The organism is Mycobacterium sp. TY815, assembly GCF_030755135.1.
Classification (GTDB): domain Bacteria; phylum Actinomycetota; class Actinomycetes; order Mycobacteriales; family Mycobacteriaceae; genus Mycobacterium.
Map to the genome: position 1 here is coordinate 1,121,857 of NZ_JAUFRX010000002.1, position 15,548 is coordinate 1,137,404.

The 15,548-nt window shown below is 66.6% G+C and carries 13 protein-coding genes; 7 read left to right on the top strand and 6 right to left on the bottom strand.

Annotated elements, in window-relative coordinates; genetic code table 11:
* Nucleotides 1–36: 36 nt before the first annotated feature.
* Both QXK92_RS24595 and cobF read right to left on the bottom strand, forming a co-directional pair.
* Nucleotides 37–912, bottom strand: coding sequence for a PE family protein (locus tag QXK92_RS24595; protein WP_306245923.1), 876 nt, complete (start codon nt 910–912; stop codon nt 37–39).
* A gap of 139 nt (nt 913–1,051) precedes the next feature.
* Nucleotides 1,052–1,840 carry a precorrin-6A synthase (deacetylating) gene (gene cobF, locus QXK92_RS24600; RefSeq protein WP_306245924.1) on the bottom strand — a complete coding sequence of 263 codons (789 nt, stop codon included), beginning with the start codon at nt 1,838–1,840 and terminating at the stop codon, nt 1,052–1,054.
* Between the two features lie 126 nt (nt 1,841–1,966).
* Here cobF and QXK92_RS24605 point away from each other — a divergent pair, with 126 nt between their 5' ends.
* The 4 genes from QXK92_RS24605 to QXK92_RS24620 all read left to right on the top strand — a co-directional run bounded on the left by QXK92_RS24605 (nt 1,967) and on the right by QXK92_RS24620 (nt 5,975).
* The gene (locus tag QXK92_RS24605) at nt 1,967–2,872 is read left to right on the top strand and encodes a diiron oxygenase (protein WP_306245926.1); all 906 of its coding nucleotides are present in this window, start codon (nt 1,967–1,969) and stop codon (nt 2,870–2,872) included.
* A 212-nt stretch (nt 2,873–3,084) separates the two neighbouring features.
* Complete coding sequence (locus QXK92_RS24610; RefSeq protein WP_306246480.1) at nt 3,085–4,026, top strand: DUF4873 domain-containing protein; 942 nt, start codon at nt 3,085–3,087, stop codon at nt 4,024–4,026.
* 260 nt (nt 4,027–4,286) lie between these two features.
* Nucleotides 4,287–5,051, top strand: coding sequence for an STAS domain-containing protein (locus tag QXK92_RS24615; RefSeq protein ID WP_306245928.1), 765 nt, complete (start codon nt 4,287–4,289; stop codon nt 5,049–5,051).
* Nucleotides 5,052–5,105: 54 nt separating this feature from the next.
* The gene (locus QXK92_RS24620; RefSeq protein WP_306245930.1) at nt 5,106–5,975 is read left to right on the top strand and encodes a TIGR03619 family F420-dependent LLM class oxidoreductase; all 870 of its coding nucleotides are present in this window, start codon (nt 5,106–5,108) and stop codon (nt 5,973–5,975) included.
* 3 nt (nt 5,976–5,978) lie between these two features.
* Here QXK92_RS24620 and QXK92_RS24625 read toward each other — a convergent pair whose 3' ends face one another.
* The gene (locus QXK92_RS24625) at nt 5,979–6,794 is read right to left on the bottom strand and encodes an enoyl-CoA hydratase/isomerase family protein (RefSeq protein ID WP_306245932.1); all 816 of its coding nucleotides are present in this window, start codon (nt 6,792–6,794) and stop codon (nt 5,979–5,981) included.
* 56 nt (nt 6,795–6,850) lie between these two features.
* Here QXK92_RS24625 and QXK92_RS24630 point away from each other — a divergent pair, with 56 nt between their 5' ends.
* Nucleotides 6,851–7,768 (top strand): class I SAM-dependent methyltransferase, encoded by a 918-nt coding sequence (locus QXK92_RS24630; RefSeq protein WP_306245934.1) that lies wholly within the window; start codon nt 6,851–6,853, stop codon nt 7,766–7,768.
* Here QXK92_RS24630 and QXK92_RS24635 read toward each other — a convergent pair.
* From QXK92_RS24635 to QXK92_RS24645, 3 genes are read right to left on the bottom strand one after another with little or no spacing between them, the layout of a single operon-like run.
* A complete protein-coding gene (locus QXK92_RS24635) occupies nt 7,760–9,376 on the bottom strand; it encodes a PE-PPE domain-containing protein (RefSeq protein ID WP_306245937.1) in 1,617 nt (538 codons plus the stop codon). The two genes, QXK92_RS24630 and QXK92_RS24635, sit on opposite strands and share 9 nt — an antisense overlap.
* A complete protein-coding gene (locus QXK92_RS24640; protein WP_306245939.1) occupies nt 9,373–11,310 on the bottom strand; it encodes a fumarylacetoacetate hydrolase family protein in 1,938 nt (645 codons plus the stop codon). Before QXK92_RS24640 ends, QXK92_RS24635 begins: the two co-directional genes overlap by 4 nt.
* A complete protein-coding gene (locus QXK92_RS24645; RefSeq protein ID WP_306245941.1) occupies nt 11,307–13,607 on the bottom strand; it encodes an ATP-dependent DNA ligase in 2,301 nt (766 codons plus the stop codon). The genes QXK92_RS24640 and QXK92_RS24645 overlap by 4 nt, the downstream gene beginning before the upstream one ends.
* A 24-nt stretch (nt 13,608–13,631) precedes the next feature.
* Between QXK92_RS24645 and QXK92_RS24650 the strand changes: the two genes are divergently transcribed.
* Together QXK92_RS24650 and QXK92_RS24655 are read left to right on the top strand one after the other, a co-directional pair.
* Nucleotides 13,632–14,585: a carbohydrate kinase gene (locus QXK92_RS24650; RefSeq protein ID WP_306245943.1), complete on the top strand. Its 954-nt coding sequence runs from the start codon at nt 13,632–13,634 to the stop codon at nt 14,583–14,585.
* 4 nt (nt 14,586–14,589) lie between these two features.
* Nucleotides 14,590–15,531 (top strand): Ku protein, encoded by a 942-nt coding sequence (locus QXK92_RS24655; protein WP_306245945.1) that lies wholly within the window; start codon nt 14,590–14,592, stop codon nt 15,529–15,531.
* The last annotated feature ends 17 nt before the right edge of the window (nt 15,532–15,548 follow it).

A 15,548-nucleotide genomic window follows, 5' to 3' on the forward strand; every position in this document is an offset into this window, starting at 1 on the left:
AACTCTGGGCCCGAACTCGGGGCCCGAAAATCGGGCCTAGGCGGGTGCAGCGATACCCAGCACGCCGCCGGCGCCGGCGCCGCTGTGGCCGAACAGTCCGGGGCCGGCATCACGTGCGACGGGCGCGAAGACGCTGTCGGCGCTTTCGAGCGGCCGGGCGGACAGGGGAGCACCGTCGCCATGGAGCCAGCCGACCCGGTCGCTCTCGGCGACGACGGCAGCTTCGCTGTGATGAACGTGCGCGACCGGATGCGCGTCATTGCCGCCCTTGGCGGGCTGACCGGCGGCCTGAACGTTGGCAGCACCGAGGGCGGCGCCCCCGCCGAAGAAGCCCGGGGCAAACGCTTGCGGGGAGCCGGCGTCCGCAGCCGCGACGTCACACGCCGGCGCCACAGCTGGCTGACCGCCCAGCGCGCCCACGGCGCCGCTACCGCCACCGCCGAACAGTCCTGCCGATGCCGCCGGTGCCAGGGCGGTGGCAGCGCGGGTGCCGAACACCGAAGCACCACCACGGGCGGCGGCCACGGCGGCATTGACGCGATTGGCGTTTCCGGCGCTCGCCGCCTGCGCGGCCGCCATCACGGCCGGCTCGCTGGATACGGTGGTCCCGCCGCTCTGCATCGGCGTCGCGTTGGCCGCTTCGGCGCCCGCGTACAGATTGGCGCCGGAGGTCATCAGCTGGACGAACTGCTCGTGAAACATCGCCGCCTGTGCGCTGAGCTGCTGATATGCCTGGGCGTGTGCACCGAACAGCGCCGCGATCAGCGCCGAGACATCGTCAGCTCCTGCCGCCATCACCGCCGACGTGGGCATGGCCGCTGCGGCGCTGGCCGCGTTGATCGTGGACCCGATGCTCGCCAAATCCGTGGCCGCCGCGGCTACCCACTCCGGCGTGGCGAACACATAGGACATGCAGCAACCTCTTCCCGACCGATGCGTTGTGACGTAGCTATCACGTGTTTAGCACGTGGAAACGAATCGTAGCGCGGGAATCGGTACCCGGAGCGCACGTTCTTTTATGAGAAGTCGCCCAGAATCCGACGTTGGAGCGTTATGCCGGGGGTTCCGGCCTTGCCAAGAATGCCGCCGGATCCGGCCCGCCGCCCGGGCGCAGCAGGTAGGTGTCCATGATCCAGCCGTGCCGCGCTCTGGCCTGCCCACGCAGTGCCGCGATCTCGGCCCCCACGGCCCCGACGGTTCCCGCCAGCAGAAGTTCGTCGGGGGTGCCAAGGTACGCGCCCCACCAGATCTCGGTCTCCGGTGCACAGGTCTGAAATGAGCAGTCGCCATCGAGCATCACCACGGTCGCACCGGCCAGCCCGCCGGCACGCAGACGACGGCCCGTGGTGATGAGCACCGGCGCCCCGATGTCGTTGAGCGGAATCCGGTGGCGGGCGGTCAAGGCCTGTATCGCGGTGATGCCGGGGATGACGTCGTAGGTGAAGTCGACCTCGGCGGCCACCGCGTCCAGGATCCGCAGCGTGCTGTCGTAGAGCGACGGATCACCCCAGGCCAGGAAGGCACCCACGCCGGCTGGCGGCAGTTCGGCCGCGATCGCGTCTGCCCAGACCCGGGCGCGCGCGGCATGCCAGTCGGACACCGCCTGCCGGTAGTCGCCGCCGACGGCGCGCTGGGGATCGGCCAATTCGACGAACCTGTAGCCCGGCTCGCGGATGAACCGCGCACAGATCTGCTGCCGCAACGCGACGAGGTCACTCTTCGCCTCGCCCTTGTCCATCGCGAAGAACACCTGCGTGTCGTTGAGCGCGTTGATCGCCTGGACGGTCACATAGTCGGGATCGCCGGCACCGACGCCGATGACGTGGATGTGACGAGTCATGGCGCCCAAGCTAATTGAGACGGTGCAATTTCTACCTGGGACCACCGGTACCCGGTACCAAGGGTATTGACTAAGCGGTGTGATCTGCCTAACGTTGGAGCTACGCGAGCGAAGGGACGGTCAACGATGACCACTGCGGTGCGCCCGAGCGGGCCCAGTCGTGAAGAGTTCTCCGAGCGGCTGCTCAAGGGCTCGGTGAAGAAGTCCTACGAACCCGTCGTCGACATCGACTGGGACGCCCCCCTGGACCCGGACAAATTCTTCCTGCCGCCGCGGCTGGTGTCGCTCTACGGCACCGCGATGTGGGACGAGATGACTCGCGAGCAGCAGATCGAATTGTCCCGCCAGGAGCTGGTCAACACGCTCTCGGCCGGCATCTGGTTCGAGAACATGCTCAACCAGTCGCTATTGCGCACCATCCTGCACGAGGATCCCACCAGCCGGTCGACGCACTACAAGCTGACCGAACTCGGCGACGAAACCCGGCACATGGTCATGTTCGGCAAAGCGATCGAACGGATCGGCGCAAAACCCGTGCAGCCGAAACGCTTTCACCGCTACGTCATCAACACCCTGCCGCTGGCGTTTCAGCGCGGGTCGATGCTGTGGGTGGCCGCGCTGATCGGTGAGGAGATCTTCGACTCGCTGCAGCGGCAAATGATGGATGACCCGGAATTGCAGCCGATCATCCAGCGGCTCATGCGAATTCACGTCACCGAAGAAGCCCGCCACATCCAGTTTGCGCGGGACGGCGCACGCAAGCGTGTCGCCGAGATGCCGCGCCTCAACCGCTGGTTCATGGCCAACATCAACGGACTCGGCGGATACTTCTTCAACTACCTGTTCAGCAACCCGGTCCCCTACGCCCGCACCGGGCTGGACCCGATGCGGGCCCGGCGCGCCGCTCGCACCAGCGAGCACCGCCGGGAGATCCAGGTCGCCGGATTTGCGCCTCTTGCAGCATTTCTCACCGAAGTGGGGCTGATGGGGCGGATTGCCCGCCGGGGCTGGAAGCGCAGCAGGTTTCTGTGACGCATCCGGTGGTCATCGTCGGCGCGGGAACACGCGCCCGCGGCGTGCAGAACGCCTTGCAGGCGTCCGGCATCGCCGGCATCGAGATACGCGACGACGTGCGGCGTGCGGCGTTCGACGAGGACACCGACAGCTGGGCGTTGCACACCGACCACGACGTCATCCGCACCCGGGTGGTGGTGGCCGCGCAGCCGGCACCCGTCGCCCCGTGGATACCAAACCTCGCCGGGTGCAGTGACTTTCGCGGTGAATCGTTTCATGCGGCACAGTGGGACAACAACTTCCATCCGGCCGGCAAACGCATCGCTGTCGTCGGGACCGACTCGTTCGCCGGCCACCACCTGGGCCGCCTCCGCGAATCAGCGAGTTCGGTAACCGTTTTCCCGCACGCGCCGCGGCGAGTGACCATCGAGATCGAGCACTGGCCGACCCGCGCCAGACGCCGGTTACTGCGCCACACCCGTAGCGGGCCCCCGGTGGCGCCGTCCATCGAAGCGATCACCGCCACCGGCATCCGCACCATTGACGGCGTAGAGCACCCCGTCGACGTCATCATCTACGGCACCGGCTTCTCGGTCGCAAACGACCCGCCGCTGGCCGGCGCCGGTGGCCTGACCCTGCAGCAGGCATGGACCGCGGGCATGGAGCCGTTCTACGGCGTGGCTGTGCGCGGTTTTCCCAATTACTTCTTCATGGCCGGCCCCGACGTGGGCGTCCAGGCGCGCTACATCGCGCAATGCGTGGCGATGATGCACCGCACCGGCAGTCGCCGCATCGAGGTGCGCCACAGCAGCCAGCAGGTGTACAACGAACGCGCCCAACTCGCGCCCCCTCCGCCGCCACCAGCGGCGTCGGCATTCGACCTGTCATCCCACGCGCCGGATTACGAGGACACCTACGACGGCGAGGCGACACTCGAAATCGGCGGCACCCGCCATCCGGTACACGTGCGACTGGTCGGCCACCTCGACCCGCTCGACGGTAATTACCACTGGCAAGGGACCGTCTTCGACGTCGCGGAACTCTCCCGCGAGCGGGTCGGCACGCTCTCGGTGGGACAGCACAGCGCGCCCGCCCGCATCGTCGAGCGGACACCCTGGGGCACGCATTCGGTCGCCGGAGTCGGGGCGCCTCCCTACGCCCGCCACGGCTGACCAGACACAATTCCTGCACCTGCTCGGCTCTGGGTGCCATTAGGCTTGATCTGATTTGAGGTTGACCGCGCGCGTGTAGTGGGTACCCCCGCCTGTGATGCGTGCTGCGGCGGGCGGCAAAGCGGCGACGCGGGAAGTACCGCACTTTCGCAAAATGGTGCGCTTGGCCGAAGATGGAGCTTCTTGCGGCATTGGGCGACGGGGCAGAGGTTCGAGGAGCTGGACATGGAACCGGACAACACGATCGGACTGGCATCCCGATGAGTGCCGTCGCCAAGTCCTCCAGCTCGCTGGCCCTGGCATCGCGAACCGAGGATTCGGTGGTGTTGCTGACCGCCGAAGGCGTGCTGGACGCCGGAAACTCCGCGGAACTGCGCGACACCATCACCAAGGCCACCCTCGATGTGCCCGCTGCTGTCATCGTCGACGTCAGCGCGCTCCAGGTGCCCGACGAAGCCGCGTGGTCGGCGTTCGTGAGCGCGCGCTGGCAGTTGAACACCCGCCCAGACGTGCCGATCGTCCTCGTCTCGACGAACCGCGCAACCCGCGAGGCGATCACCCGCAGCGGCGTCGCCCGCTTTATGCCCGTCTACCCGACCGAGAAAGGGGCGATCAAAGGCGTCGCCAAACTCGGTCGCCGCAAGCTTCAGCATTCCCAGGCGAAGCTGCCCGCGAACCTGACCAGTCTCCGCGAGTCGCGCCAGTTGGTCCGCGAGTGGCTCACGACGTGGTCCAAGCCTGGCCTGATCCCGGTAGCCCTCGTTGTAGTCAACGTCTTCATCGAAAACGTGCTGGAACACACCGGCAGCGACCCCGTGATGCGCATCGAGTGCGAAGGCCAGACCGCGACGATCGCCGTCTCCGACGCCAGCGGCGCGCCGGCGCTGCGGTTGTCCTCGCCGTCGAAGGGCATCGACGTCTCGGGGCTGGCCATCGTCGAGGCGTTGTCGCGGGCCTGGGGCAGCACGCCGACCTCGTCGGGCAAGACGGTGTGGGCCGTGATCGGGCCGGAGAACCAGCTCTAGGCACCCACGTTCTACTGTCGGGGGACGCGTCCCTTCGACGAAAGCAGACATGACGTGCGGTTCAGCTACGCCGAGTCGATGACCGACCCCTCCTTCTACATCCCGCTGGCCAAGGCTGCCGAGGCGGCCGGCTACCAGAGCATGACGATCGCCGACAGTCTCGCCTACCCCTACGAATCCGACTCGAAGTACCCGTACACCCCCGACGGTAACCGCGAGTTCCTCGACGGCAAGGAGATGATCGAAACTTTCGTCCTGACAGCGGCTTTGGGTGCGGTGACTACGACGCTGCGGTTCAATTTCTTTGTGCTCAAGCTGCCGGTGCGGCACCCGGCACTGACGGCCAAGCAAGCCGGCTCACTGGCCGCGCTGATCGGCAACCGCGTGGGGCTGGGCGTCGGCACCAGCCCGTGGCCGGAGGACTACGAGCTGATGGGTTTGCCTTTTGCCAAGCGGGGCAAGCGGATCGACGAATGCATCGAGATCGTTCAAGGTCTGACCACCGGCGACTATTTCGAATTCCACGGCGAGTTCTACGACATCCCCAAGACCAAGATGAGCCCGGCACCGTCGCAGCCGATCCCGATTCTGGTGGGCGGACACGCCGACGCCGCGCTGCGGAGGGCGGCCCGCCTCGACGGCTGGATGCACGGCGGGGGCAGCGACCCGGCAGAGCTGGACCGACTTATCGCCCGCGTCAAACAGTTTCGGGAAGAGGCGGGCAAGAGCGGTCCGTTCGAGATTCACGTCATCTCCGCGGACGCCTACACCGTCGACGGCATCAAGCGCCTCGAGGACAAGGGCGTCACCGATGTCATCGTGGGCTTCCGCTGGCCCTACATCAAGGGACCCGACCTCGAGCCGCTGGACGTCAAGATCGGGCACCTGGAGAAGTACGCCGACAAGGTGATGTCGAAAGTCTAATTGTCACAGCGGATCCCACCTGGGTGCGCGCTTCTCGCGATGCGCCTTCGCGGCCTCGGTGGGATTGTTCGTGAAGCCGGTCAGGATCTGGGTGCGGTTCTCCATCTCGATGGCGTGCCGCAGGCTGGGCGCATCCAGCGCGGCGTTGAGTCCGATCTTGGTCTGCCACACGCCGAAGGCGTTGTTCGCCGCGATCTCGCGCGCCTTGGCCAGTGCCGCGGCCATGAGGTCGTCGGGTGAGACCACTTCGTGGACGAGCCTGATGCGGTAGGCCTCCTCCGCGTCGATGATGCGACCGGTCAGCATCAGTTCGCGTGCGACACCGGCGCCGACGATCTTGGGCAGCAGATAACTGGTCCCCATGTCCATCGACGAGAAGCCCGCCTTGATGAAGACCGAGCCGAATCGCGCATTCTCGGAGGCGATCCGGATGTCGGAGTGCAGCGCGAACGCCAGCCCACCCCCGACGGCCACCCCGTTGACCGCGGCGATCACCGGGATCGGCAGCTCGTACATCCGGACGAATAGCTCGGCCAGCCGCACCTGGGCGTCGTAGCTCACCTTGAACGCCGGCGTAGCCGGTTTGACGTCGGTCCACGCCTCGCCGGTGCCGCTCAAGTCGGCTCCGGCACAGAACCCGCGGCCGGCCCCGGTCAGGATCGCGACCCGAAAGTCGCCGCGGCCCAGCGTGTTCAGTGCATCGTCAACGCCCTTGATCAGCGATCCGTCGATGGCGTTCAACAGCCGCGGACGGTTGAGCGTGATGCAGGCGATGTTGTCCTCGAGGGTTTCCAGGGTGACTGCGGGTTCGGGTGCCATACCCGAACGGTAAGCGACTTCAGCGGACTTCCAGGTACCGGGCTTACGGTAGGTCCATGGCGCGCGCCGACGACGACAGCTGGGACCTGGCCAACAGTGTGGGGGCCACCGCCACCATGGTCGCGGCCGCCCGGGCGGCCGCGAGCAGACGCCATCAGATAGTGATCAATGACCCGTTCGCCGAGCCGCTGGTGCGGGCCGTCGGAGTGGAGTTGTTCAGCCGTCTCGCTGCCGGCGAGCTTGACGCGGTCGATGCCGCGGGCAACCTCGGCTTCCCCCGGATGATCGACACGTTCGCCGCCCGCGCCAAGTTCTTCGACGACTATCTCGCCGAAGCCGGCAGCATGGGCGTGCAACAGTTCGTGATTATGGCCTCCGGCCTGGATTGCCGCCCCTACCGGTTGCCCTGGCCAGGCCGCAGCAGGGTGTTCGAGATCGACCAGCCCGAGGTCATCGAGTTCAAGACCTCGACGCTGCGCAAACTGGGTGCCAGCGCCGACGTGGACCACCGCACTGTCGGGATCGATCTGCGGGACGAATGGCCGGCGGCTCTGTTGGCCGCGGGGTACGACACCGAACAACCTACGGCCTGGCTCGCCGAAGGCCTGCTGATCGGCTTTCTGCCCCAGGAAGCCGAGGTCCGGCTGCTGGACAGCATCATTGCGCTCAGTGATTCCGGCAGCTGGCTGGCGGCCGACTACGGGCAGGTGGCCGGCCGGTCTTCTGCCGACCAGCAGCAGGCTCAGCTGATGACCGACCGGTGGCGCGAGCTCGGCCTCGATCTGGACATCGCCGGCCTGACCTACCCCGGCGAGCACACCGACGTGGCGGCGCACCTGTGGGCGAACCGGTGGAACACGATCACCTCCGACCTCGCCGAGCTGTTCAGCGCCGCGGGGCTGGCGCCGTTGGGGGACGCGGCTCGCAGTGGGCCGGCGGCATCGATCGGGTTTGTGCGGGCGTCGTCAGCCTGACGGATACCAGGCACCGGTGAGCACCAGCGCTTCAAACCCGGTGAGTAACACCCCCAGGCCGACGGTTGCGGCGATCGGCATGCCGATGGCGTTGATCAGACCCTGCACGGGCTGGCCGCCGGTCGCCTGGCCGATTCCGTCCATGAACAGCTCGAAGCCGTAGGACGGGACGGTCGCCACCAGCCCGGTCGCGAGGTTCACGGTCGGCTGGAACTTGGCGAAGGCGGTATTGAAGTCGGTGTAGGGCTTCAGCAGCGAACCCACGTCGGAGAAAAAGGTGGCCGGCGACAACGGGGGCAACGGCTGGGTCGCCAACGCCTGCAGGTCGCCGGCGAAGGCGTTAATCCCCTGCTGGGTTCCAGCGCTCAGCGCGGAGAACACCGTCTGCGGCTCAACCGGCGGGAACAGCCCGAACGGGGTGCGAATGTCGGCGGGGCCGGTGGAGTAGCCGTGCGCTACGTCGCCGTAGCCGAGATTGACCAGTACTCGCAGGTCCGGTTCGATCAGGTCCGCGATCGGGTTGCCCAGCAACGGCATTGCGCGCAGTGGCTCCAGCAGCGGCAGATGCGGAATGGTGATCACCGAGTACGCGGTGTTGCCCGTGTATCCCGCAGACGTCGGCAGCTGCACGATGTTGTACCCCGCCGGCAGCGCAGCTGGATTCAGGTTCGGATACGTGGGATGCACGTAGTACAGACCCGCGAAGGCGTTCAGATCGGACAGAAAGTTCAGCGGGTATTGCGGCCAGTCGGCGATGCCGTCGTATTCCAGCGTGTAGATGTGCGTCGGCCAGGGTGTGTCGGCAGGTGTCGCGCCGTAAAACGTCATCCCCAGGCTGGGCAGCGCCAAGTTCGGGAAGCGGGCCAGCAGCCCGCCGTTGGGATTCATCGGATCACCGAGCAGCACGAAGCCGAGCTGCGCGGCGGTCGGCGGGGTGGGCATCGCCAGCAGGTTCTGCATTTCCAGCGACGCGATGATCGCGCCCTGCGAAATACCCTGCACCACAACGGGCTTTCCGCCGGGCTGAATCAGGCCCAGCTGACCCAGTCCGGTCCCGAAAAGCGTGGTGTCCAGGATTGAAACGCCCTGGGTGATCGAATCGTTGAGCGTCAGGACCGTGGTTCCGGTCAGCGGGTACAGGCCTGCGGGGGTGAACAGGGCCAGCGCGTTGACGACGTTGCCGCCCGGGAAATTCGGCAGCACGAAATTGGCGAACACGGTGGCCATGTACGACGCGCTGGGCACCGGTATCCCACTGCCAGAGATGTACACCGACGTGTAGTTGGCCGGAAAGACGAACGGTGGAATTGCGGCTGCTGATGCGACGTTGGCCAGCTCCGCCGACACGTAGCTGCCAACGGCGGCTTCCAATGCCTGGCTGAAGTGGGCATGGAAGGCCGCCGCGTGCCGCATGACGCTCTGACACTCGTCGCCGATTGCATTGAAAAACCTTGCCGTAGCTTCAGATATCTCGTCAGCCGCGGCGGCCGGAACACCTGTGGTCAGTTTCGCGGCGATCGCGTTAGCTTCGCTGACAGACGCTCCAAGACCCGCCACGTCCGCCGCGGCGGCCGTCATCCACTGCGGTTGCGCGAGCATGCCGGTCATGATCCACTCCGCTTCGCCAGCCACTCGGCCTGCATCACCACCAACCCCAGCACCTCCTGCGCCGGCGTATTGGGATCGAGCTCACAGTAGCGCTTGTACATGTTGACGACCACCCGCTCGGAGTCCAGCCAGGACGCGTATTCACCGAGGTCGATGGCGTCGATGGCCTCGGCGAACGACAGGCCCTTGGCGTGCAGGGCGTCGGTCTGCTCGGTGATGTAGACGAAATAGTCACGTACGGCGCGGATTCCGTCAGGGTCGGTGACCGGGCCGTGGCCGGGCACCACCGTGGGCGCGTCTAACGCGATCATCGTGTCGCACGCCGCGATCCAGTTGGCGATCGGGCCGTTCCACACGATCGGCGTGCAGCCGATGAACAACAGGTCGCCACCGAACAGCACCCCCGCATCGGGCACGTGGACCACCGAATCGGCCGCGGTGTGTGCGGGACCGAGGTTCAGCACATCGACTCGCCGGCCTCCGACCTCGATGCTCAGCTCCCGGTCGAAAGTCTTGTCCGCATTGCGCACCGATATACCGCGAAAATCGAAGTAGCCGAACCGGTCTCGCACAAAACGCGTCGTCACCGGCCCTAGGTCGGCCACCTGGATGGTGATCAGCTGATCGGCAGTGTCGTCGTGCGCGATCTCCTCGGCGGTGTCGGCCGCGGCGATGATCCGGACGTTGGCGTCCAGTAACTGGTTTCCGTGGGTATGGTCGCCGTTGGAGTGGGTGATCACCGCGTCGGTGATCGGTGCACCATTGGTGATGGGCACCATGGCGTCCAGCATCTCGCGCGTCAGCGGCAGGTCGAACAACGTGTCCACCAACAGCGATGCGCCATCGCCGGCCACCAGACCGGCGTTGCTCCAACCGAATCCACCGTCCGGGAGCGTCCACGCCCAGACCCGGTCGGCGACCTCGTGCAGCCCGCGGGTGTAGGGGACCTTGGCCGGTGCCGGGTTGACTCGGGGCAGCGCCGGCGCAGCCGACGGACGCGGCCGCGGCGCCAGCGGGACCGGCGCCGGGGTGAAGCGCACGGTCTGCCGGGTCTCGCCCAGACCTTCGACCTGCAGCGTCACCACGTCGCCGTCGCGCAGCCAACCCGGGAAAGCCTCCGGCCTGGTCAGGTGCTCGACGAGGGTGCAGGTGGGCACGGTACCGGAGCCGATCACGTCGCCGGGCCGCAAGGTGACACCGCGCGAGGCATAGGAGATGACTTCGCCGAAGGTCCAGTCCATCGCCCCGGTGGACCCCGTCCCGATCACGTTGTCGTTGACCAGCGCCCGCACGTCGAGACTGAGTTTCCCGTCCCGAAAATGGGCCGCCAGCTCGTCAGTGGTGACCAGGTACGGGCCCAGCGTCACGCCGCTGTCCTTGCCCTTGGCCTGCCCGATCCGCAACTGTCCTTCCAGCATCTGCAGGTCCCGCGCCGACCAGTCGTTGAAGATCGTGTAGCCGATGATCGCCTGCTCCGCCTGCTCGACCGTCAAGTCGCGGCCCTCCACGCCGATGACCGCGGCGATCTCCAGTTCAAAGTCCTGCCAGGCGCTGCCGGGCGCTGACGGCGCGTCGTCGTACGGACCCAATATGGTTGCCGGGCAGGCGAAATAGAACGCGGGGATGCGATACCAGGTGTCAACCAGCTCGCGGCCTGCGCCGGTCGCCTCCTGGCAGTTGCGCATATGGTCCAGGAAGCACAGGCTGTCCCGGACCGACGGCGGTCGCGGAATCGGCGCGGCCAGCGAGACATCCGCGAGCGCCACCACCGTTGCGGGCGACGCCAGCGCCGCCTCACCGGCCGTCCGCAGTCCGACAGGTCCCTGACTGACTAACTCCAGCAGCGTCGTTCCCGGCCCGACAGCGTAAATCTCGTTACCAGAGAGCACCCCGGTCCGCTCACCCTCGGGACTGCGATAGGTAACCCACTTCATTCGCGCACCACCTCATTCGGATTTTTGTCGGGCCGTAACCCACGCCAGCTGGGCTGGCGAAGCCTGTTGTCCGGAGTCCACTCGCTATAGCGCACCTCACCGACCAGAGTCGGCTGCACGAACGTGACTCCGCGGGCGTCCCGGGCGGGAAGCTTTGTGCTGAACGGAGATTCGTCGGTGTGCAGCGGCGCTAATGTTTTTTTGAGGTTCGCCAGGTCGCGGTCGGTGAACCCGGTGCCGACCCGTCCGGCGAACTGCAAACCGTCCGGTCCGGGGATGCCCACCACCAGCGCACCGATCCCGCCGCCGCGGCCGCCCTCCCCCTGCCGCCAGCCGCCGATGACGACTTCCTGGGTGTTCCAGTGCTTGTCTTTGATCCAGGACGCGGAGCGCCGCCCGGGTTGGTAGGTAGAGTCCCGCTTCTTGGCGACCACCCCCTCCCAGCCGTGCTTGGCCGAGTACTCCAGCGCCTCGTCACCATCACCGGGCAACAGTTCGGGAACGATAAGGTTGCCTGCCTCGCCCAGGGTTTCCAGCAGCCGCCGCCGGTCGGAGTACTTGGCCCGCAACAGCGACCGGCCGTCCAGGTAGAGCAGGTCGAACGCCCAGAACTCGACGCGGGTGGCACGGACCCGGTTCTGCATCTGGTGGAAGCTGGGCACGCCATGCTCGTCGAGAGCCACCACCTCACCGTCGAGCACCACATGATGGTCGGCGAGATCGGCTGCCACCGAGCGCAATTGGGGGAACTCCTGGGTGACGTCACGACCACTGCGGGAGCGCAACGCCAGGGTACCGTGGTCGGCGTCGACCAGTAGCCGATAACCGTCCCACTTGCCTTCGAAGGCCCACTGGCCTTTCTTCAGGCCTGCGACGGATCCGTGGGTGGTGAGCATGGGAGCGAGCCCGTCGAAGTCGAAGACCTTCTGGTCTTTCATCCGGTGCGCCAGCCATTGGTCACCGTTGGTCTGGATCAGTGCGTACCGTCCGGAGATTCGGCTGCCGTGCAGCGTGACGATCACCTCCCCTTTTTCCGACCCCTTTTCCGACCCCTTTTCCGGACCGTCGCGGAACTTCTCGGCCTCGTAGGTGCCGGCATCCCAGATGATCACCTTGCCGGCGCCGTACTCGCCCTTGGGAATGGTCCCCTCGAAGCCGCCGTACTCCAGCGGATGGTCTTCGGTGTGCACGGCCAGGTGGTTCACCGACGTGGTCTCGGGCAGGTTTTTCGGGATCGCCCAGGACACCAGCACCCCGTCACGTTCCAGACGAAAATCGTAGTGCAGCCGGCGGGCGTGGTGTTCCTGGATGACAAATGTATTGCCCTGCCCGGTAGCGGGTTTCGCCTGCGGCACCGGCTCGGGAGTCTTGGACGCATCACGCATGCTGCGGTACTTGCTCAAGCGATCCGCTACCGGGGCGCCGACGTCGAGATCGGCGAGCAGATCGCCGTCGCGGGCCACCCGGTCCAGCACCTCGGTATAGCTGAGCTGACGCAGCTCCGGGTCGTCGAGTTCCTCCCACGTGCGTGGCGCCGCGACGGTGGGGTGCTCGCGGCCGCGCAGCGAATACGGCGCGATGGTGGTTTTGGCGCCGTTGTTCTGGCTCCAGTCCACGAAGACCTTGCCCGCCCGCAGGCTCTTGGTCATGGTCGAGGTGACCAGCTTCGGCATCGTCTTTTCCAGTTGCTGCGCAACACGTTTGGCCAGCACACTCGCGCCGCGGCTGCTCACCGGCTCGTCCAGCGGGCTGTACAGGTGCAGGCCCTTGCTGCCGCTGGTCAGCGGATAGGTCCGCAACCCGATGCCGGCGATCAGGTCCCGCACGTCGCGTGCCACGTCGGCCAGTTGCGCCATCGTTACGCCTTCGCCCGGATCCAGGTCGAAGACCAGACGGGTCGCCGGGCCCGGTTTGAGGCTTTCACCGGCCCGGGTCCACTCCGCGACGAATCGCCACTGCGGCACGTGCACTTCCAGGGCTGCCTGCTGCGCGATCCACGCCAGCCCGTCCACGCTGTCGATGATCGGGTAGGTCGTGGTACCCGAGCGGTGGCTGATACTTGCGCGCGGCAGCCAGTCCGGGGCCGAGGAGGCCAATTGCTTTTCGAAGAACGAATCGTGGTCCACACCGTTGGGCCAGCGTTTGCGGGTGGCCGGGCGGCCGGCGATATGCGGCAGCATCACTTCGGCGATACCGGTGTAGTAGTCGAAGATGTCGGCCTTGGTGGTCCCGGTCGCGGGATACAGCACCTTCTCCGCGTTGGTCAGCGTGACCTGCTGCCGTGACGCCGTACCCATGGGTCTCAACGTAACGTGTCGGACATGGCGCGTGGCCTGGTTATCGGCGAAGCCCTGATCGATATTGTCGGCGGACGATCCGAGCACGTCGGCGGTAGCCCGTTGAACGTCGCGGCCGGCCTGGCCAGGCTGGGACGCAGCGTCGACTTCCTCACGCACATTGGCACCGACGCCCACGGCCGCCAGATCGCCGACTATCTCAAATCTGCTGGCGTACATCTTGTTCCGGGCAGCACCGACGCCGAGCGGACACCGACCGCCATGGCCACCGTGGCCGCCGACGGCTCGGCCAGCTACGAGTTCGACCTGGACTGGCGGCTCTCGGGCACTCCGCCCGTTGCGCCACCGCTGTTCGTGCACACCGGATCCATCGCCGCCGTGCGCGAGCCGGGCTGCTTGGCCGTCGCCGCGCTGCTCGACGCGTACCGGGTGTCGGCGACCATCACCTTCGACCCCAATGTGCGCCCGTCGTTGATCGCCGACCGCGACCTGGCGCGCGCACGCATCGACAAGCTGGTTGCCCGCGCCGACGTCGTCAAAGTCAGCGACGAGGACCTGCGCTGGCTGGTGCCCGGTCGCGCGCCGCTGGACACGGCGCGCAGCTGGCTGGCCTGCGGCCCCGCGATAGTGGCGGTCACGCAGGGCAGTCAGGGGGCGTCGGCGTTCTGCGCGGCCGGTGACACCGCGGTGCCCGCCAAGCCGGTCGAGGTGGTCGACACCGTCGGTGCCGGCGACGCCTTCATGGTCGGTCTGCTCGACACACTCTGGGAATTGGACCTCCTGGGCGGCGACCGGCGCGATCACCTGCGCCGGATCGGGCTCGACACACTCGCGTCGGCACTCGATGTCGCGGCGACGACGTCCGCGCTGACGGTCGCACGCGCCGGTGCCGACCTCCCGGACCGCGCCACGCTGCAGGCGGGCACGTTCGGCCCGGCGGTGTCACGGGGTTACCCGGATACGCACGGGGCATACTGACAAAATGCGCTCCATCTGGAAGGGCTCGATCGCTTTCGGGCTCGTGAATGTGCCGGTCAAGGTGTACAGCGCCACCCAGGACCACGACATCAAGTTCCACCAGGTGCACGACAAGGACAACGGCCGCATCCGCTACAAACGCGTGTGCGAGGTGTGCGGAGAGGTCGTCGAATACAGCCACATTGCCCGCGCCTTCGAATCCGACGACGGCAAGAGTGTGATCATCACCGATGACGACATCGCCACCCTGCCCGAGGAGCGCAGCCGCGAGATCGAGGTGCTCGAGTTCGTCCCGGCCAGTGAGGTCGACCCGATGTTGTTCGACCGCAGCTACTTCCTGGAGCCCGATTCGAAATCGTCGAAATCCTATGTGCTGCTGGCCAAGACGCTCGCCGAGACCGATCGCATGGCGATCGTGCACTTCTCGCTGCGCAACAAGACTCGGCTGGCCGCCTTGCGGGTCAAGGATTTCGGCAAGCGCGACGTGATGGTCATCCACACACTGCTGTGGCCGGACGAGATCCGCGACCCGGACTTCCCGGTACTGGACAAGGAAGTGGAGATCAAGCCGGCCGAGCTGAAGATGGCCGGCCAGGTGGTGGAGTCGATGGCCGATGACTTCGACCCGGACCGCTACCACGACACCTACCAGGAGCAGTTGCAGGAGCTCGTCGACGCCAAACTCGAAGGGGAAGAAGCGTTTACGGTCGAGGAGCAACCGACCGAACTCGACGAGACGGAAGACGTTTCCGATCTGCTCGCCAAACTGGAGGCCAGCGTGAAGGCGCGCTCGGGCGCCGCGAAGGAGTCGGCCAACAAAGAACCGGCCAAGAAGGAACCGGCCAAGAAGGCCGCCGCCACAGCGGCGAAGAAGGCGCCGGCCAAGAAGGCACCCGCCAAGAAGTCTGCGGCCAAGAAGGCCGGCACCAAAGCCACCAGCAAATGAGCGCCCGGAGTAGGCTC